Below are 19268 nucleotides of genomic sequence, written 5' to 3'. Positions count from 1 at the left end.
CCTTCTCAAAATTATTGGTTGGCATCAGCAAGCTCTGTATAGACTTCCTGATAAATAAACTCACGCTCCTCTAGTAAGTGCTTATTTGTAGAAAATGAATAGAGGTAGATCATCATCGTAAGCAAACTTGCTGCAATGACCGTAATACAGAGATTAGCAACACGTAACTTATGGGGAACAAGTATATAAGCGATGCTGATTAAGGCGCCGATGATAGCACCACCAATATGTGCTGCATTATCAACGCCGGACTGCAATCCATTAATTAACGTTAATGCAATCATGGCAATCAGATTATAGAGTTGGTATTTTTGTCTACGCTGTATTACGGGATGAGGATTGGGTTTATTGATAACCACTTTGATTAAATATATCACTGAGGCTGCTGCAATTCCCATAATCGCGCCAGAAGCCCCAACACCGATAGTAATGTATACAGTACTATCAGTCCAAAGGTCGCTATTTGATATTTCGTAGTATTGCCAATATGCACTAAATAAGGCCGCGCCGATGCCTGAGATAATATAAATAGCTAATAATTTGAATTTGCCGTAGGCACGTTCACAGCCGATACCTATCACAAACAATGCTAAGCAATTGAAGGCAAGGTGCGTGCCATTAGAATGTAGCATCATACTGATTGGATAGCGCCACCAATCACCCGTTAATGAAAGCTGATAAATATTCGCTCCAAACAAAATAAGATTACTTTCACGAGAATCAAGGGGGGATGCAAAGACGATTTGATAGAAATAGACAGCAATATTCAGTAAGACTAAAGTCAGAGTCAGCGCTATCGCGCCCAAAGAGAAGCGAGCTTTTGATTTTATTGAGAAAGGATTTTGCTGCTCTGCCATATTATTACTCTACAAGACGACCACTATAGTTGAAATATTATAATATAGTAATATATTTTCGTTAATTTTAATATAATTGAATGAGGATTGACGTTATCCAAAGCATAATGTGCTGTTCTCAGTGCTTTTAGTTATGACCAGTGTTAGGAAATAAAATTATTCCATATTAAGAGTATTACCTTTTAAGTATATTCCTAATGTTGAAATAAAAGTGATCATTTCGGCAATTTCAACATAATAGTATTTCACTTAATCCAAATTTTTTATTACCATGCGTGGTTGCTTTTTAATGTTTATCAAAAAATAAATAATTATCTTTTTAAGATAGGGAGATATCGATGTCTTACGAAAACAAAAGTGTTCCAAATGAAATCAAACGCTGGAATTGGGGGGCATTTATTTTTAATATCTATTGGGGTATTGGTAATAAATCTTATTTGCCATTACTCACATTAATTCCTTTATTGAATATAGTCTGGATATTTGTTTGTGGTATTAAAGGCAATGAATGGGCTTGGAAAAATGGCGATTATGACTCTGTTGAAACCTTTATGAAGGTACAAGAGACATGGAACAGAGCTGGGTTATTTTGTTTCATTATAAGCATTGTTGTCACATTTATTATGTTCTTCTTCTTGTCTTCAATAATCGCAATATTTGGAGCAGCATCAATGCAAGGGCACTATTAATAGCGAATATGTCAGCAAACGCTGATAATACATCAAGATTATATAATATGTTCGCTTATTTTCAGTTTAATCATGATTGAAAAAGAGAAAGCTGAAAAAGGCCGTTAAGGTGCTATCAGATTAAAACCCCATGTTATTATCCTCATGGGGTTTTGTTTTTGAATAAATCAGTTTAAGTGACCACAATTAGGCAGTTTTCATTAGCTATTGGCATAAAAGATATGCAGTGGCAGTTGAGTAAGTTCAAAATCGATAGCAGTCTTCATTTTCGGTATGAAATGGCCTTGATAAGAGGATTCATTGAGAGGCTGGTTTTCAATTGATATAGATGAAAAAAGTTTTTTAGACTCTAATTGATTAAAGCCCTAACCAAAAGGTTAGGGCTTTGCCTGTAATATAAGGGTAACGTCCTTAATTACAACTAAAAAGAAGTACGTTTATAAGTACGATACTCTGGTTTCCAGAAGTTACGTTCAATGGCTTCATCCAATGCATTATCAGACGTTACGGTTGCAACACCTTGCACCTGTGCCTCTTTGGCGACTTGTTTTGCAATAATACGTGAAACTTGTTGGATATCAGATAGAAGTGGTAATAGTGGGCCTTCCCCTTCTTTAGCAAGTGGTGAACATTCGGCTAATGCACGACTTGCTGCCATTAACATTGTTTCAGTGACACGTTTTGCACCTGAAGCAATTACACCTAAACCAATACCAGGGAAGATATAGGAGTTATTGCATTGAGCGATAGGATAGACTTTATCCTTGTAATTTACAGGTGAGAACGGGCTACCAGTTGCCACTAGTGCTTTACCATCGGTCCAGTTAATAATATCTTCTGGGCGAGCCTCAACCCGTGATGTTGGGTTAGATAATGGCATGACAATTGGGCGTTCACAGTGTTTATGCATCTCTTTGATGATCTCTTCTGTGAATAGGCCTGCTTGACCTGAAACCCCAATTAGAATAGTAGGTTTTGCATTACGTACAACATCCAGTAAAGAGATTGAATCACTGTTTACATCCCAATCACTTAGGTTGTTGCTGCTTTGCGTTAGCTTACTTTGGAAATCGAGGAGGTTAGGCAGTTTATCGGTTAATAAACCAAAACGGTCGACCATGTAAATGCGTGAACGCGCTTGTTCATCGCTTAACCCTTCTGATTTCATTTGTGCGATGATTTGCTCTGCAATTCCGCAACCAGCAGAGCCAGCGCCTAAGAAGGCGACACGTTGATCACTGAGTTTACTCCCCGCAGCATGGCTAGCGGCAATCAAACTACCTAAAGTGACAGCAGCAGTGCCTTGAATATCATCGTTAAAGCAGCACAACTCATCACGGTAACGGTTGAGTAATGGCATCGCATTTTTTTGCGCAAAATCTTCAAATTGCAGCAGTACATTAGGCCAACGACGTTTTACCGCTTGAATAAACTCATCGATAAATTGGTCATATTCTTCGCCTGTAATACGTGGATGACGCCATCCCATATACAATGGGTCATTTAAACGTTGTGGGTTATTAGTGCCGACATCAATAACAATCGGCAGGGTATAGGCTGGGCTTATACCACCACAAGCGGTGTACAGTGAAAGCTTACCGATTGGGATCCCCATACCGCCGATACCTTGGTCACCCAAACCTAAAATACGTTCGCCATCAGTGACAACGATCACTTTAACATTTTGTTTGGTCGCATTTTGTAGCATATCATCAATATATTCACGGTTTGGATAAGAGATGAATAAGCCACGAGCACGGCGGTAAATATCAGAGAAATGCTCACATGCTTCACCGACTGTTGGCGTATAAATGATGGGCATCACTTCAGTCAAATGAGCATCAATCAGGCGGTAAAACAGGGTTTCGTTGGTATCTTGGATATTTCTTAGGTAGATATGTTTGTCGATATCGGTTTTGAAATCGATTAACTGGCGATAAGCACGCTCAACTTGTTCTTCAATAGTTTCTACCTGTTCAGGTAGGAGACCATATAGGTTAAAGCTAGCACGTTCTTCTTCGCTAAAAGCACTACCTTTATTTAGCAAAGGAAATTCAAGCAGGATAGGGCCTGCATAGGGAATGTACAGAGGGCGTTTTGTTTCGTATTCATGTTCCATGAAAAATCACTCTTTGGACGATTAAAAAACAACAGTCGATGTAGATCCTAAGGTAAACAGAAAATATGTACAGTGATTATTGATACAAAGAGTTAAAATATTTGTTAAATAGCATTATCTATATGATAAATAATATAATCGATTTTTTCACCATGGAAAGAAATTGCACTGGAATGGTCTTTTTAGCCCTTACTTTTTGTCAAATGGAAGGGATGGCCTATCTAGCTCAATTGTAGGGAAGCAAAGTGTAGGTTAAGTAAGATGTTTTCAATTAGAGCAATGTGTTAAATATACATAAGAAAAATTATAGAGTTAACCTTTTCTAAGCGATAAATATTATTCTTTATCTTACGAATTTTTTATTTTAATCGCAGCGAGCTTTGTGAGTATTAATATTTTTGATAAGAATGGTTTTATAGAAATATTAAAAGATCGTATAAATCAATTGATAATCTTTAAGTCGAATTGGGCAGTACACTAAAAAGTAGAGAAGGGCTATATAACAAATTGCCGCCATACTCTCTGGCGGCAATCAGCGATAAAAGGATTAATTAAGATAAATTAACTCTTTTTGTTGGCAGCCTAGTGCCTGCAATGTATTTTCAGTGATACACCACTGTTTAACGATAGCATCTTGTTTTTCAACAAGTACCGCTTGCTCAATAGCGTGTAGGTCTTTACCTGCCATGTTTACCATAATCAACGCGGCTTGTAGAGGAGGTAAGCTTGGGTTAAATGCTGCGTTTTCAGCATAGCGACCCGTGAATAATGAGCCATCTTTTAGCTGTAGCGCAATGCCTGAGTGAGATTGGCTATAAGGGGCATGAGACTGGTTTGCCGCTTCGATAGCAGCACATAACAAGCGATTACGGCTTGGTGTGCTATAGCCGTGATCAACACTATCCATTAACAGCGTTGTGATTGCTAAATCAGCCGGTCCAAACGAATCGGGTAAATAGTCATGTAATGTTGCAGGCTGGCGCTCAGGTAAACGGATTGCGATTTTACCGCCACCGCGTAATTCATTCATAAACTGGCGGCAATGGCCACAAGGTGTGTGGTTTACGGTGATGGAAGTGAGCTGTTTTTCACCTTTCATCCATGCATGGGTGACGGCACACTGTTCCGCATGGATGGTTTGTGCGATAGCGACATGGCTAAATTCCATGTTAGCACCGAAATAGAGGTTGCCACTGATGCCTTGAGCAATCGCACCGACATTAAAGTGGGAAATTGGTGTGACGGCGTAAGCGGCTGCGAAGGGCAATAATAAAAATGCCAATTCACTATCACTATAACCACAATCAGCTTTAAGCTGATTAACTTGTTCAGCACTCAGCATCCCTTGAAAGTCTGGCGTATCAATAATGGGTTTGAGTGCGGTTTGCAACTTTTCTGGAAGTTGAGACCAAGCGGACTTAAATCTTGAATGCATGAGATACCTCCCTAATCACTTATTTACATTCTATGTAATAAATCATTAAACCATATGTGATCAATATCACTTTTCAAATGAAATAAATGAAACTCATCTTATAATTGAGAGATGTATCTCAAATTTTTGACGCGGTAAAAACCAAAAGAGGCAAATAAGCCTCTATTGGTTTTGAGTCTAGCCGAAAAGATGAAGAATAACAGGGAAGACAAAGGGAGCGAGCAGTGAGGTAATCACCCCACAGGTCATTAAGGCTAAAGAGCTATATGCGCCTTCAATATAGTTGATTTCAGCACATCGAGCTGTACCGAGCGCATGAGAAGCGGTTCCCATTGCTAGCCCTCGTGAGGCGTGAGTGCGAATGCGTAATGCATCAAATAAGGCGTGACCAAACATGGCTCCTAGTATCCCGACAAAAATGACACAGGCAGCGCTAATAGCAGGGATCCCACCAATGGAGTCAGCAACCGCCATAGCAATCGGCGTTGTGACGGATTTCGGTAAGACAGAGGCGGCGATATCCGGTGTTGCGCCGAGCCATAAAGCAATTGCAGTACCTGTAAACATAGCAACTAGGCTACCTGCTAAACAGATACTCAATAATGACTTCCATTGCGCTCGAATTTGGTGCATCTGCTCGTATAGAGGGAAAGCTAATGCAACAACAGCAGGTTGCAATAAGTCATTTAAGATCTTACTTCCCGCAAAATAGTGCTCATAAGGCGTATTGGTAAAAATCAGTAATGGAACAATGATGGCGATTGCGACTAACAGTGGATTCAATAAAGGCAGTTTTAATTTTACTGACAATTTTCTCGCAATATAAAACACAATAATTGTTAGTGGTAACGACCACCAGATATGTTCTAGCATTTGCCATTCCCCTTATTTTGTTCAGTATCGCTAGTCACGCTGATAGTGTCTTCAGGCGGGAGGGGAACTTCATCAGGTTTAACCCCAACAATTTGGCGCTCTTTATGGATATAGTGGGAGCTAAAAGCCACCACGACCATGACGATTAGCGTGCTAATAAAACAAGAAACGAGAATAGGAACCAGTTGCTGACTTAATTGACCATAATAATTCATGATGCCGATACCTATTGGTACAAACAGCAAGGTCATATTTTTGAGAAGAATGGAACAACCAGGTTGCGCCCAGTGGGCAGGGATAATTTGCAGAGCTAGCAACATAAACAGTATTAGCATACCGATGATGCTACCGGGAACAGTAAATGGAAGCAGTGTTGATAACAGGTTCCCAACGATCAGACAGAGATAAAGCAGCGCAAAAGCGCGCAAATACTGCCATCCGGTTATCAGCACATATTTTAATGACATGAGACTCGTCCTATTATGCTAAGTGTATTCATCATACAATTAACTTTATAATTGTGCTATAGATCACAGTTAAAACTGCATAAAAAAAGCGGAGAATTCATCATTCCCCGCTTTTCGCTTAATAATTAACTCTTTCCTGTTTGGGAACCGTTATTTTATTTTACTTGCATACCCGGTTGAGCACCGCTGTCTGGGCTTAGCAGGTAAATATCTTTACCACCAGGGCCTGCGGCCATCACCATACCTTCAGACAGACCAAAACGCATTTTACGTGGTGCCAAGTTTGCCACCATCACGGTCAGTCGACCTTCTAATACTTTTGGATCAGGGTACGCACTGCGAATACCAGAGAACACTTGGCGAGTTTCACCGCCAATATCCAATTGCAGTTTTAATAGCTTGTCAGAGCCTTCAACAAAGTCGGCTTGTTTGATAAGCGCGATGCGTAGATCGATCTTGGCAAAGTCATCAAAGGTAATCGTCTCTTGGATTGGATCATCGGCCAGTGGACCTGTTAACACCTTAGCTGGCTTAATGCTCTCTTTAGAGGCTTCCACCATAGCTTCGACTTTCGCCATTTCAATACGCGTAAATAGTGCCTTAAATGGCGCAACATCGTGGTGAGTTAACGGCGTGGTGATAGAATCCCATGTAAGCTCGATATTGAGGAAAGCCTCTGCACGTTTTGCCAGCCCTGGTAAAATAGGTTTCAAGTAAGTCATCAAGACACGGAATAAATTGATGCCCATTGAACAGATATCTTGAAGCTCTTGATCTTTACCTTCTTGTTTAGCGACAACCCAAGGGGCTTTTTCGTCGACATAACGGTTAGCTAGATCGGCGAGAGCCATTATTTCGCGCACCGCTTTACCATATTCACGACTTGTATAGGCGTCACCAATAATTTGTGCCGCGTCAATAAATTGTTGATAGAGCGCTGGGTCTGCGATGTTATCGGACAATTTCCCGCCAAAGCGTTTTGCAATAAAGCCCGCATTACGTGATGCTAGGTTAACCACTTTATTGACGATATCGCTGTTAACGCGTTGAACAAAGTCTTCTAAGTTCAAGTCGATATCATCAATACGCGATGAAAGTTTCGCGGCATAGTAGTAGCGTAGGCAGTCGGCATCTAGGTGATCCAGATAAGAACGCGCTGTGATAAAGGTACCACGAGACTTAGACATTTTGGCGCCGTTAACGGTCACATAGCCATGAACAAATAGGTTAGTTGGCTTACGATAACCACTGCCTTCAAGCATTGCAGGCCAGAATAAGCTGTGGAAATACACAATATCTTTACCGATAAAATGGTAGAGGTCGGTCTTTGAATCTTTATTCCAAAATTCGTCAAAATTGATATTGCCACGTTTGTCACACAGGTTTTTAAATGACCCCATATAACCAATTGGCGCGTCTAGCCACACATAGAAGTATTTACCCGGTGCATCTGGAATTTCAAAACCAAAATAAGGCGCATCACGGGTAATATCCCACTGCTGTAAGCCTGATTCGAACCACTCTTGCATTTTGTTGGCGACTTGCTCTTGCAGGGCACCTGAACGAGTCCACGCTTGTAGCATGTCACTAAATGCAGGCAGGTCGAAGAAGAAGTGCTCAGTATCACGCATCTCTGGTGTCGCACCAGAAACTACGGAACGTGGGTTAATCAGCTCTGTTGGGCTATAGGTCGCACCACAAACCTCACAGTTATCGCCATATTGATCTTCTGCTTTACAGGTTGGGCAAGTACCTTTTACAAAGCGATCGGGTAAGAACATGCCTTTTTCAGGATCGTAAAGCTGTGAAATAGTGCGATTTTTGATAAAACCGTTGTTTTTAAGCTTGTTATAAATGAGCTCGGATAACTGTTTGTTTTCTTCACTGTGTGTTGAGTGATAGTTATCGTAGCTAATCGCAAAACCAGCAAAATCGTCCTGATGCTCTTTGTTCACTGCTGCAATCATATCTTCAGGAGAAACACCTAATTGCTGAGCCTTCAGCATGATTGGTGTGCCGTGCGCATCGTCCGCACAGATAAAGTGAACTTCTTTGCCGCGCATTCGCTGATAACGGACCCAAATATCAGCCTGAATATGTTCCAGAATATGACCGAGATGGATTGAACCGTTAGCATAGGGTAACGCACAGGTTACCAGTAGTTTATTCGCGACTTGAGACATAGTAACTTTCTTACTTCCATTATTGAAAAGGGACTTTGATGTTAACCGATCAATTGTTTCGCGGCTAGGGTAATAAAATATTAATCCGTAATTTATGTGAAAAAGGAATTTTTTACTCTTAGTGGCTTTTCGTTAGTAAGGCGGTCACTATTTTGATGGTTCTCTGTTATGATAAATAGCAGTGAAAGAACGATAGTGTTAAAAATATAAAATAAAGGAGCCGGGATGAACGATAAATCCCCCGAGCAGAACAATCCAGAACTGCTGACTGAAAAAGTCTCCACCGTTTTGGCTTCATTTACACACCCAACACTGAAGCGTAATCTGATTTCTATCAAAGCATTACATCACTGTGCAATGTTGGATAATGTGTTGCATGTTGAACTAGTTATGCCATTCGTATGGAAGGGGCCTTTTCAGACTCTGATCAGCGAAAAAACGGCGGAACTGAAACAAGCGACTGGCGCTCATGCGGTTGAGTGGAAATTGCGTCACGATATTACCACGTTAAAACGGGCAAATGATTTGCCGGGTATTAACGGTGTTCGTAACATTTTGGCCGTCAGTTCCGGTAAAGGTGGGGTCGGTAAATCCAGTACCTCTGTCAACTTAGCGTTGGCACTTGCCCAAGAAGGGGCGAAAGTCGGTATTCTTGATGCGGATATCTATGGCCCATCGATCCCAAATATGTTGGGAACCACCATGGAGCGACCAACTTCACCAGATGGTCAGCACATGGCTCCGATTATGGCCTACGGTCTTGCGACAAACTCTATTGGATACTTAGTCACCGATGATAATGCAATGGTGTGGCGCGGGCCAATGGCAAGTAAGGCGCTAATGCAGATGCTACAAGATACCTTATGGCCTGATTTAGATTATTTGGTTATCGATATGCCACCGGGAACGGGGGATATCCAATTGACACTGTCACAAAACATTCCTGTTACAGGTGCTGTTGTTGTCACTACGCCGCAAGATATTGCGCTGGTGGACGCAATGAAAGGGATTGTGATGTTCAAAAAAGTCAATGTACCCGTTCTTGGTATCGTCGAAAATATGAGTGCACATATCTGTAGCAATTGTGGTCATGTGGAACCTATTTTTGGCACAGGCGGCGCAGAGAGACTCGCTGAGAAATATAACACGCAATTGTTAGGGCAAATTCCTTTACATATTTCTCTACGTGAAGATTTGGATCGTGGTCAACCTACTGTGATGCGTGATCCTGAAGGGGAATTTGCGGATATCTACCGTGAAATTGCCTCAAATATCTCTTCATTGATGTATTGGGAAGGGGAAAAAATCCCGACCGAGATCTCATTCCGAGCAGTTTAATATCGGTCTCTATTTGAAGGGGTTATTTCAGTTTTCTGGGATAGCCCCTTATATTTCAATCTACTAACCATACGCCTTATCGACCAATCCCTTTCCAACTTTTCTTATTTGTTATTTGCGTATTTCTCTATTTCATTATGATAGCGTAGAATGTTTACTATCTGTTTTTTATTAATGCTTACTCGTTAGGGCTTTGATATTGCATTTTTTTCCTATGGCGGATGCCTAAAAGGTGATTATGAAATTTTTAATTTTGATTGTCGTATTAGTATTGATTGTTATCTACTTTTATAACCGAATTGTGGCAATGCGTGAGGCTGTTATATCGAGTGAAACTGAGATTTCGGTACAATTAGACCGCCGTGGAAAAGTATTTGATAGTTTACTAGCAACGGTCAAAAAATATTTAAGCCATGAGTCAGAAGTTTTCAGTAAAATTACTGAATTAAGAACTCAGGCGAAAACAGCAACAGGGGCTCAGGCGAAAGAAGCGGAAGATGCCTTGTCTAAAATGGTCTCTAGTGGTGCGATTAATGTTGCAGTAGAAGCGTATCCTGAGCTGAAATCTGATGCCATCATGGCTAATTTGCAAGAGGAGATCGTCTCCTCTGAAAATAAACTGTCATTTGCCAAACGCGGTTATAACCGAGCATTGGAAGCGTATAAAGCCTATATTGCCTCAATGCCAGCCGTTTTTATCGTTAACCTCATTCCGAGTTTAAAAATTGATAAAGATTATTGGCGTCTTGATGAAGAAGCCATAAAAAGTGAAGAGTCCCGCCGTATTAACTTTGATTAACGATAACAAATCCATTGTATTTATCAGGGAGCCTTATGCTCCCTGAAAAGTTAGGCAGGGTATAATGTTATGGATTTTAGAAACGTCATACGCAAAAACAATATCCGTACACGATTAGTCGTGGTGAGTTATATCTTCATTATGCTGATTGTTGGATTATTAGTGGATACAGCGACACATCCTGACGAGTGGGGTGGTTTTTTTGAAAATATGCTGGCATTTGCGACCTTTAAACGCTTTCCCGTTGCTACATTAATTATTTTAGGACTTACTTTTTTAGGATTAATTTATATTCATTTTCGCGGACACAAAATGATGTTAGCGGGTATGAATGCTAAAGAGATTACTGCGGAAAATGCCAGTACCGCGGAAGAAAAGCAGCTTTATAATATATTAGAAGAGCTAAGTTTAAGTGCGACTTTACGTTATGTGCCGCGTTTGTATATTTTAGATAGTGACGAGCCAAATGCTTTTGCTGCGGGTTGGAGTGCTAAAAATGCGTTAGTAGGTGTTACGCGTGGTTTATTACAAACGCTCAATCGCCATGAAATTCAGGCGGTGATGGCACATGAAGTTGGCCATATTATTCACGGCGATTCTAAATTGACACTGTATGTTGGTATCTTGGCGAATGTGATTTTGACCATCACAAACATAGTTAGCCAAATTTTTATTCGTACGGCAGGACGTAGCCGAAATAGTGCATCCAATAAAGCACAGGTGGTTTTATTAGCGCTTAATTTTATTCTGCCGTGGATAACGCAAATTCTCTATTTTTATCTTTCACGAACGCGCGAATATATGGCAGATGCGGCAGCCGTTGATTTAACAACCGATAACCAAGCAATGATCAGCGCCTTACGAAAAATTTCCGGTCAGCATGAGAAAACAGACTATGATCATTCGAGTATTGGAGATGCTTATCGTAGTGCGGCCTATATTTTTAATAAGGGGGATTCCGTGTTTTCGACCCATCCTTCAATTGAAAATCGTATTGCTGCCTTAGAGGGGCGTAAAACGTTTTAATTGTGCCTGCTGTAGGTTGATAAATAACGGCATGCCTACAGCAGGGATCTAACCGCAATCGAATTCCCCTTTCAGGCTATTTCTTCTTAATATTTAGTGTTTTTTTAGTTATCGGGGTTATACCAGCAGAGTGTTCTGCACAAGTTTCCCTGATAACACGGACATATCGCTAACATCCACCGCGCCCAATGGCACAAACCTTAAATAACCATCTGAGGCTAAAATTGAGCGCATCCTCATTATTATTTAGTTGTAAAAAATCGTGGGGAAAATATCGGCAAAGGTTGAATTTGTATTTGTCAAAAAACAAGTTAAAAATGGTGGATATCCGAATCGTCATTTTTAAAATGAGAAGGGGATTGCCCCATCTGTTTTTTAAACATAATTGAGAATGCCCCTGCACTGTTGTAACCCAACTCATAAGCCACTTCGGTAATCGATTTCCCGGACAAAATATGGGAAAGCGAGTTCAGTAGGCATGCCTGCTGACGCCATTCTGAAAACGACATGCCAGTCTGGGTACGAAAGAAACGGCTGAAGGAGCGCTCGCTTTTGTGCAGCTGTTCTGCCCACTCCCCCGGTTGCGAAGTAATAACCGGTTTGCGCATAAACTCACGGCATAGGCGGCCGAGCTTTTCATCTCGCGGGATCGGGGCGAAAAACGGCAGTGGGGGCATACGTGCCAGTTCGCAAAGAATCAGCTGCATCAGCACCCCGTCACGCCCCTGAATATCATATTCCGCAGGGATGTCCACTGCTTCCAGCAGTAACTGACGCAGCAGCGGAGAGACACTCACCACCTCACAACTGACGGCGTGGCGCGGCTTTGCTGCTGGTTCGATATACAAACTGCGTGTGCTGACATTCAGCATCCGAGTTTCATGGGCGACCTGTTCTGGGATCCACACTCCGCAGGAAGGTGGGATCACCCATTCACCGTCTGCGGTGCTGATTTCAATCAGTCCGGTGGCCGGATATAAAAATTGTGCCCGACGGTGCGCGTGGTATTCCAGTAGGGTATCGGGCAAATAATCTGTACCGAGAGCAATGACATCCCGCGCGATATTATCCACGCTTTTTAACGGAATATTTCTCATGAAGGCCGCGCTCCCTATCTAACGGAAAGAAAAATTAGAGGGTGTTATATCAGATCCTGTTACCGTAAAACAGGTCTTTTATGGCAATAACATAACTGAGTGCCATATCTGTATTTTTACGGCAACAAATATAAAACGTTCAGTTAACAGGAGCAGGGATCAGGCCGGAATTCAAATGCCGTTGTCTGATTTTCGCATGGCGGCAATATATTAATCCATTACTATTTTGCTGCCGCCATTCTGTTTATACAGACTTTAATTATTACCGGCTATTAAGCGATTGCCGGTGGCGTAATGTTATTTCCGGTCATTTGAAATTAAATAATATTTATTATTTCCTGATTTTTAAATGCCGCACTGTATTTCTCACTCAGGGTAAATCCATTATGAGTCATCAATCCGGTCACGATAATGAAAAATCCGGCACTCTCGGCGAAATAAGCCGACGCCGTTTCATACAGGCCAGTTCTGTATTATCTGCGGTGCCGTTTCTGGCATCCGAAAGTATTGCATCCGTTCCGTCCGATCCTACACAGATTCCTGTTCATCAAACGGATGACGGGGTTCGCATTGTACCGACATGCAGCAGTTTTGACTGCGGTGGGAAATGTGATATCCGGGCACATATCAAAGACGGAAAAGCCATCCGCATCAGTACCCGACCGGATGCGGAACTGAATGAAGATATGCCGATCATGCGGGCTTGTGTGCGCGGACGTGGTTACCGGAAATTTATTTATCACCCAGACCGCCTGAAATACCCGATGAAGCGGGTCGGTAAGCGCGGTGAAGGGCGTTTTGAGCGCATCAGCTGGCAAGAAGCAACCAGCCTGATCGCCGCAGAGTGGCAACGTATCAGTGACAAATACGGCCCAGCGTCACGGTTTGTCAGCCTGAGTACAGGCGTGACCGGCGGGATTTTTTCCGGTGCGAATATGCTGCGCCGTCTGTTTAATCTGACGGGCGGGTTTCTGGAAAACTACCATTCCGTCAGTAACGGTAACACCATGGCAGCCACGCCGTATACCTACGGCACCGCCGCCAGCGGCAGCACACTCGATACCCTAGAAAATACCCCGCTGGTGATCCTGTGGGGGCATAACCCGAACGAAACTATTTTCGGGCACAGTAACCACTATTTCCAGAAGATGAAAAAGAACGGCACTCGGTTTATTGTGGTCGATCCGCGCTATTCCGATACCGCCTCCTCATTAGCCGATCAGTGGATCCCGATCCTACCGACGACAGATAACGCCATGATGGATGCGATGATGTATGTCATCGTCACAGAAAATCTACATGATCAGGCGTTTATTGATAAATACACGCTGGGTTTTAGCGAAGAGCAGATGCCGGAAGGTGTAGCGGATAATGAATCACTGGTGGCCTATCTAACGGGTAAAAAAGACGGCATAGCCAAAACCCCAGAATGGGCAGAGAGAATCACTAAAGTTCCAGCGGAAACTATCCGTCAGCTGGCGCGTGAATATGCCACAACCAAACCGGCGGTGCTGATGCAGGGCTGGGGACCACAGCGTCATATCTGCGGTGAACGCAGTGCGCGCGGTGCAACGCTGCTGGCAACCATCACTGGTAATGTCGGCGTGCGCGGCGGCTGGGCGGCAGGTTACGGCATGGCACTGAATCCGGAACTGCGCAAAACCATCGCCGGACCAAAGCTGTTTGATAACCCAGTAAAAGCCAAAATCAACATCACCAACTGGGTGCAGGCGTGTGAGGACAAAAATCTGGTCACGCCGGATAACGGACTGAAAAATGCAGACAAACTCGACACCGAAATCAAAATGATTTTCTCAATGGCGGGTAACTATTTGACCAACCAAAATACCGATATTCTCCATGCCGCAAAAGTGCTGGAGGATGAATCGAAAGTCGAATTTATTGTCTGTAGCGATCTCTATCTTACCCCGAGTGCGAAATATGCGGATTTGCTACTGCCGGAAACCAGTTTTTTGGAACGCTGGAATATCGGCGGCACTTGGAGTTACGGCGATTACCTGATCCTATCTGAAAAAGCAATTGAACCGGAATTTGAACGCCGTACCGATTACGACTGGCTGTGCGACGTGGCGGAAAAACTGGGGGTTCGTGATGCATTCACCGAAGGGCATGAGACAGATCGTGACTGGATAGAATTCCTCGTCAATGATGCAGCACAAAAGCGCCCAGAAGATAATATTCCGACGTTTGATGAGCTGCTGATAAAACGCCGTCATTTATTAACTCATCGTCCGCATACCCAAAATGTGGCTTTTGAAAAAAATATTCAGGATTTTGAGAACAACCCGTTCCCGACTCCGTCCGGCAAAATCGAGATTTTCTCCAAACGCCTGTATGACATGCACAATCCGGACATTCCCGCACTATCTCATTATGTTCCAGCCATCGAAGGACCGGAAGATAGCCTTACCGCGAAATACCCGTTACAGCTGATCACTTGGAAAGGCCGCAACCGCGCGAACTCCACGCAGTTCGCTAACCCGTGGTTGCAAGAAGTGCAGCGGCAGGAGCTGTGGATCAATCCATTCGATGCGGCGGATCGCGGTATCAGTGACGGTGAAAAAGTGAAAGTACATAACGATCGCGGTATCACCATGATCCCTGTAAAAATCACACAGCGCATTATGCCCGGTGTGGTTGCATTACAAGCCGGAGCTTGGTGGCTGCCGGACAACAATGGCATTGATCAGGGCGGATGTGCCAACGTGCTCACCTCGTCACGCCGTACCGCGCTCGCCCACGGCAATGCGCACCAAACATTATTGGTTGAGGTGGAAAAAGCATGAGCAAATTCATCGTTTATCCGGCAGTCAGCAGCAAACAGTTAGGTTTTTATATTGACTCCGCCCGCTGCTCCGGTTGTAAAGCGTGTCAGGTAGCGTGCAAGGACAAAAATAATCTTGATGTCGGCCGCCGCTTCCGTCGGGTGTATGAAATGACCGGCGGCGGGTATAGCCGCAATCAAAACGGCGCACTGATTAATAACGTGTTCGCCTATACGCTTTCTATTTCCTGTAATCACTGTAAAGACCCGATCTGTGTGCGCAACTGTCCGACAACTGCAATGCATAAACGCGAAGGGGATGGCATTGTGATGGTCAATACTGATAAATGTGTTGGCTGTGGTGCCTGTGCGTGGTCGTGTCCGTACGGCGCGCCGCAGATGAATCCGGAAACAAAGCAGATGTCGAAATGCGATTTTTGTATCGATCTTCAACAAAAAGGTGAACAGCCGGTATGCGTTAGCACCTGTCCACTCGGGGCGATTCAGTTCGGCCCAATAGACGAACTGAGGGCGAAATACGGCGACCTTGATTACGTGACTGGGCTACCAGATCCGTCAATAACTCATCCGAATCTGGTGATTAACCCGCACTGGGGCGCGAACTTTGATGATATGAACAGTGAGAGAAAAGAAAAATGAATGAGTGGTCACTTTTAATTTTCACTTACATGATGAATGCGGCGGTGGGGCTGTGTGTTGTGAGTGGGGTATTTGCCATGCATTTCAGCCATCGCCTCCCGACAGACAGCTTTAAGCGTTTTATGATGCTGACGATTTTTATTATCTGCGGTATTGCGGGTGTGGGATCTGTTGCATCAATTACTCACCTCGGCGTGCCACTCAATGCGCCGAATGCCATTAATAACGTATTCAGTGCTTGGCTTAGCCGTGAAGTAGTGGTTACCGCATCATTTGTTGGCGTATTGGGTATCAGTTTTCTCTGGTTGTGGAAGACGGGCAAATTTTCTTTTCTGTTATATGGTGGAGCGATGGCGATCGGGCTGTTCGATATCTTCTGTATGGCATCGATTTACCGTTATACCTCGATTCTGACTTGGAATGATATCAATACCTATCTGATGTTTTACGGTACGACGCTGACACTTGGTGCAGTGCTGTTTATTCTGCTGGTGGTGATAGTTGAGAAAACCGGACACAGAGTTGGGATTGCGCTGCCCGCTGATACATTGTCATTATCACAGCTGTGGCTGTTGTGGGGGATGATGGCGGTAAGCCTAGCTGGTCGTCTGCTGTATCAGCCATTTTATGAGCATTACCTGACCCTCACACAGTTGACTCATAAATCCATTACATTTCCGCTGTCACCGATTGATGCGTATGACAGTATCGCCGAGCTGCGGATTGGTGTCCTAGCGGCAGCCGCAATTGGTGTGGCACTCTGCTGTATATCTCTTGTTCGAGCGCAGAAAAAAGCACATAACGGCGTACCGGTCTGCGGTGGGTTTATCACCGGCGGTTTACTGACTATTGCGGCAGAATTTATGTTGCGTTATGTGTTCTATTATATTCATATCTGAAGGGAGATGTAATGAATAAGACAGCTCACTATGCGGCCGCGTTTAATGTACTGGGGATCTGCTATCTGTTCCCGCCGGATGATGACAGCAACCGGATGGCGATGCGTCTGTTTACCCTGCCGGGATTTGCCCAGCAGTGGCCGTGTGAGGTGGATAGTACACTCTGCATGCAACTGAGCCGCACGGCCGCTGAGGGGGCGGAGGTACTGAAATCGGCATGGCAATCTCTGTTCGTCGGGCCAGGGTCGTTACCGGCGCCACCTTGGGGCTCGGTGTATCTCGATGCGGAAGGATTGTTGCAGGGGGATTCGACTCTTGCGCTGAGCGCTTTTCTAAAACAGGAACGGCTAAAACTAAATACCCCGTATCCGGAACCCGCTGATCACATCGGGCTGATTTTGTTTCAGGCGGCGGTACTGGCATCTGAAATGCGAGAAGTGGCGGTTAATACACTGCTCAGTCAGCACCTGATGAGTTGGTTGCCGCGTTATTCGCAGCGTCTGGACACGCACGGAAACAGCCCGTTTTACTCCGCACTGACCCGACTGACAGTGACCACCGTGCAATCATTTATAAAAGCATAATCTTCACAGTGATTGATTACATCCCCATAATCTGATGCGCCTCTTTCTCTGGGGCGTTTTTTTGTGGCAGCACCAAGTGCCTTTCCTTAAGGCAAATTACCCGCCACGGCATCACTGTGTTTGCGTTTGGTAGCCATTTTATAAACGATACGTTGAGTAACGATGAGACCCAATTGAGCTATTAGCCTTCGAACATAAAGATTAACGAGATAGACCAATTGGAAGAGCGGTTAAAAGTCAATTATAACCACGCAAATTTCATGGATCACAGCTTGCGGCATCAATACCTCAAAGCACCCAAAAGCGGTAAATCAGTAGAAATTCTTCAATACGACTATGTCGCTTATACATACAAAGAAACCAGCATTTACTTCAAACCTAACAAAGTTGGTATCGAAGGGGTCTTGCTACTGACAGATAAACGTTTATATGAAGAGAGAGATTTTTCGATCTTGTCGGTACTTGTTTGATAAAAGGGATAAAACGGATAAACGTACTATAATAAAAAGGAATGTATTTTTGTTGTGCGATTGAATGATGCAATAGAGCCGTTTCACCTGATGTTTTTGCAGTTTATTGAACCGCCAAAACAGTATGCCGATATTACCGTGCTTCGTGATGGTAAAAACCGCGTTAAAAGCGAAAATCGGTAAATTTTGCAAGAATAAACAGCGTTAGACTGTTTTGGCATGGAAAATAATGAAAGGGGGATACAATTATGCGTCTTTGTGACCGCGATATTATTCAATTGATGGATGAAGGAAAATTAGTGATTAACCCACGTCCATCTATTGAACAGATCAATGGAGCAACTGTGGATGTGCACCTATCAAGTATATATCGCATTTTCCATGGATATACTTTAACTGCTATTAACCTGAGCGAGTCGGATGATGCAATTAATAGCGAAATTAGCGGAGTCATGAGTGATATAATACATCTCAAAGCCTATGAGCTTTTTTACCTTTATCCAGGGCAATTAGCACAGGTACTCCTTAATGAGATTATTACCATGCCTAATAATCTGGTGGGGTGGATAGAAGCGCGTTCATCATTATCACGATTGGGGTTAATGGTGCATATTAATCCTCAACGACTTGACCCTGGTTGGAGTGGGCCCGTTGAGCTAGAGTTTTATAATGCAGGTAGGCTTCCATTGATCCTAGGCTCTAATAAGATGTTTGGCACTTTAAGTTTTGAGCCATTATCTGGTTGCGCAGACCGCCCTTATAATAGCCGACAAGATGCGTAATATTAAAATCATCAAGGAGTGGTAGGTCGTCGTAGCAGTGAAGATTGATAAGAAAAGTATTGCGGAATTATCTTTATGTTAATTTGAGGTAATTCCGCCTATTGTGCAGAAATTAGTATTGTGTGAGTTTTTGTGGTGCGTAGCAGATAAAAAATGAAATGATTTCTGACGGCACTGGTCATCTTGCTAGTCGTGATTATAGTTA

Annotated in this window: 18 protein-coding genes; 11 read left to right on the top strand and 7 right to left on the bottom strand. The window is 43.3% G+C overall.

All coding sequences use genetic code 11. From position 1 onward, the window contains the following. Positions 1-11 precede the first annotated feature (11 nt). Positions 12-857: a rhomboid family intramembrane serine protease gene (locus tag PR709_RS05970; RefSeq protein ID WP_004917931.1), complete on the bottom strand. Its 846-nt coding sequence runs from the start codon at positions 855-857 to the stop codon at positions 12-14. A 338-nt stretch (positions 858-1195) separates the two neighbouring features. Here PR709_RS05970 and PR709_RS05965 point away from each other — a divergent pair, with 338 nt between their 5' ends. Beyond that, complete coding sequence (locus tag PR709_RS05965) at positions 1196-1546, top strand: hypothetical protein (protein WP_004917933.1); 351 nt, start codon at positions 1196-1198, stop codon at positions 1544-1546. Positions 1547-1967: 421 nt separating this feature from the next. On the opposite strand, the gene PR709_RS05960 is transcribed toward PR709_RS05965, so the two are convergent. From PR709_RS05960 to metG, 5 genes are all read right to left on the bottom strand, one after another. Further along, positions 1968-3665 carry an NAD-dependent malic enzyme gene (locus PR709_RS05960; protein ID WP_004917935.1) on the bottom strand — a complete coding sequence of 566 codons (1698 nt, stop codon included), beginning with the start codon at positions 3663-3665 and terminating at the stop codon, positions 1968-1970. A gap of 547 nt (positions 3666-4212) precedes the next feature. Continuing rightward, entirely contained in the window at positions 4213-5100 is an 888-nt protein-coding gene (gene cdd, locus PR709_RS05955) for a cytidine deaminase (RefSeq protein ID WP_004917936.1), read from the bottom strand. Between the two features lie 177 nt (positions 5101-5277). Next, complete coding sequence (locus PR709_RS05950) at positions 5278-5973, bottom strand: CidB/LrgB family autolysis modulator (protein WP_004917940.1); 696 nt, start codon at positions 5971-5973, stop codon at positions 5278-5280. After that, a complete protein-coding gene (locus tag PR709_RS05945) occupies positions 5967-6440 on the bottom strand; it encodes a CidA/LrgA family protein (RefSeq protein WP_004917942.1) in 474 nt (157 codons plus the stop codon). Before PR709_RS05945 ends, PR709_RS05950 begins: the two co-directional genes overlap by 7 nt. Positions 6441-6595: 155 nt before the next feature. Then, positions 6596-8623: a methionine--tRNA ligase gene (metG, locus tag PR709_RS05940; RefSeq protein WP_004917944.1), complete on the bottom strand. Its 2028-nt coding sequence runs from the start codon at positions 8621-8623 to the stop codon at positions 6596-6598. A 225-nt stretch (positions 8624-8848) separates the two neighbouring features. On the opposite strand from metG, the gene apbC reads away from it, so the two are divergent. From apbC to htpX, 3 genes are all read left to right on the top strand, one after another. Next, a complete protein-coding gene (gene apbC, locus PR709_RS05935; RefSeq protein WP_004917946.1) occupies positions 8849-9961 on the top strand; it encodes an iron-sulfur cluster carrier protein ApbC in 1113 nt (370 codons plus the stop codon). Between the two features lie 238 nt (positions 9962-10199). Beyond that, on the top strand, positions 10200-10760 hold the full coding sequence (locus tag PR709_RS05930) for a LemA family protein (protein WP_004917948.1): 561 nt from the start codon (positions 10200-10202) through the stop codon (positions 10758-10760). A 69-nt stretch (positions 10761-10829) separates the two neighbouring features. Then, complete coding sequence (gene htpX, locus PR709_RS05925; protein WP_014657802.1) at positions 10830-11786, top strand: zinc metalloprotease HtpX; 957 nt, start codon at positions 10830-10832, stop codon at positions 11784-11786. Between the two features lie 311 nt (positions 11787-12097). Here the strand turns inward: htpX and PR709_RS05920 are convergent, their stop codons facing one another. Then, a complete protein-coding gene (locus PR709_RS05920; protein WP_004917951.1) occupies positions 12098-12883 on the bottom strand; it encodes an AraC family transcriptional regulator in 786 nt (261 codons plus the stop codon). 386 nt (positions 12884-13269) lie between these two features. On the opposite strand from PR709_RS05920, the gene PR709_RS05915 reads away from it, so the two are divergent. From PR709_RS05915 to dcd, 7 genes are all read left to right on the top strand, one after another. Further along, entirely contained in the window at positions 13270-15690 is a 2421-nt protein-coding gene (locus PR709_RS05915) for a DMSO/selenate family reductase complex A subunit (RefSeq protein ID WP_004917956.1), read from the top strand. Continuing rightward, positions 15687-16328 carry a DMSO/selenate family reductase complex B subunit gene (locus PR709_RS05910; protein ID WP_014657804.1) on the top strand — a complete coding sequence of 214 codons (642 nt, stop codon included), beginning with the start codon at positions 15687-15689 and terminating at the stop codon, positions 16326-16328. The genes PR709_RS05915 and PR709_RS05910 overlap by 4 nt, the downstream gene beginning before the upstream one ends. Continuing rightward, positions 16325-17227, top strand: coding sequence for a dimethyl sulfoxide reductase anchor subunit family protein (locus PR709_RS05905; RefSeq protein ID WP_004917966.1), 903 nt, complete (start codon positions 16325-16327; stop codon positions 17225-17227). Before PR709_RS05910 ends, PR709_RS05905 begins: the two co-directional genes overlap by 4 nt. An 11-nt stretch (positions 17228-17238) precedes the next feature. Next, positions 17239-17811: a Tat proofreading chaperone DmsD gene (gene dmsD, locus PR709_RS05900; RefSeq protein ID WP_004917969.1), complete on the top strand. Its 573-nt coding sequence runs from the start codon at positions 17239-17241 to the stop codon at positions 17809-17811. Between the two features lie 272 nt (positions 17812-18083). Then, a complete protein-coding gene (locus PR709_RS05895; RefSeq protein WP_230084775.1) occupies positions 18084-18281 on the top strand; it encodes a uridine kinase in 198 nt (65 codons plus the stop codon). Between the two features lie 54 nt (positions 18282-18335). Beyond that, entirely contained in the window at positions 18336-18464 is a 129-nt protein-coding gene (locus PR709_RS05890; protein ID WP_004917975.1) for a hypothetical protein, read from the top strand. 65 nt (positions 18465-18529) lie between these two features. Further along, entirely contained in the window at positions 18530-19063 is a 534-nt protein-coding gene (gene dcd, locus PR709_RS05885; RefSeq protein WP_004917977.1) for a dCTP deaminase, read from the top strand. The last annotated feature ends 205 nt before the right edge of the window (positions 19064-19268 follow it).

It is taken from the genome of Providencia sp. PROV267 (assembly GCF_028477825.1).
GTDB classification, from domain to species: domain Bacteria; phylum Pseudomonadota; class Gammaproteobacteria; order Enterobacterales; family Enterobacteriaceae; genus Providencia; species Providencia stuartii.
This window is presented reverse-complemented; position numbering and strand designations above follow the sequence as displayed.

What these genes read in the sequence shown, in the direction of transcription:
- PR709_RS05970 (WP_004917931.1), bottom strand. Translation starts at nt 857, where the DNA reads ATGGCAGAGCAGCAAAATCCTTTCTCAATAAAATCAAAAGCTCGCTTC.
- PR709_RS05965 (WP_004917933.1), top strand. Translation starts at nt 1,196, where the DNA reads ATGTCTTACGAAAACAAAAGTGTTCCAAATGAAATCAAACGCTGGAAT.
- PR709_RS05960 (WP_004917935.1), bottom strand. Translation starts at nt 3,665, where the DNA reads ATGGAACATGAATACGAAACAAAACGCCCTCTGTACATTCCCTATGCA.
- cdd (WP_004917936.1), bottom strand. Translation starts at nt 5,100, where the DNA reads ATGCATTCAAGATTTAAGTCCGCTTGGTCTCAACTTCCAGAAAAGTTG.
- PR709_RS05950 (WP_004917940.1), bottom strand. Translation starts at nt 5,973, where the DNA reads ATGCTAGAACATATCTGGTGGTCGTTACCACTAACAATTATTGTGTTT.
- PR709_RS05945 (WP_004917942.1), bottom strand. Translation starts at nt 6,440, where the DNA reads ATGTCATTAAAATATGTGCTGATAACCGGATGGCAGTATTTGCGCGCT.
- metG (WP_004917944.1), bottom strand. Translation starts at nt 8,623, where the DNA reads ATGTCTCAAGTCGCGAATAAACTACTGGTAACCTGTGCGTTACCCTAT.
- apbC (WP_004917946.1), top strand. Translation starts at nt 8,849, where the DNA reads ATGAACGATAAATCCCCCGAGCAGAACAATCCAGAACTGCTGACTGAA.
- PR709_RS05930 (WP_004917948.1), top strand. Translation starts at nt 10,200, where the DNA reads ATGAAATTTTTAATTTTGATTGTCGTATTAGTATTGATTGTTATCTAC.
- htpX (WP_014657802.1), top strand. Translation starts at nt 10,830, where the DNA reads ATGGATTTTAGAAACGTCATACGCAAAAACAATATCCGTACACGATTA.
- PR709_RS05920 (WP_004917951.1), bottom strand. Translation starts at nt 12,883, where the DNA reads ATGAGAAATATTCCGTTAAAAAGCGTGGATAATATCGCGCGGGATGTC.
- PR709_RS05915 (WP_004917956.1), top strand. Translation starts at nt 13,270, where the DNA reads ATGAGTCATCAATCCGGTCACGATAATGAAAAATCCGGCACTCTCGGC.
- PR709_RS05910 (WP_014657804.1), top strand. Translation starts at nt 15,687, where the DNA reads ATGAGCAAATTCATCGTTTATCCGGCAGTCAGCAGCAAACAGTTAGGT.
- PR709_RS05905 (WP_004917966.1), top strand. Translation starts at nt 16,325, where the DNA reads ATGAATGAGTGGTCACTTTTAATTTTCACTTACATGATGAATGCGGCG.
- dmsD (WP_004917969.1), top strand. Translation starts at nt 17,239, where the DNA reads ATGAATAAGACAGCTCACTATGCGGCCGCGTTTAATGTACTGGGGATC.
- dcd (WP_004917977.1), top strand. Translation starts at nt 18,530, where the DNA reads ATGCGTCTTTGTGACCGCGATATTATTCAATTGATGGATGAAGGAAAA.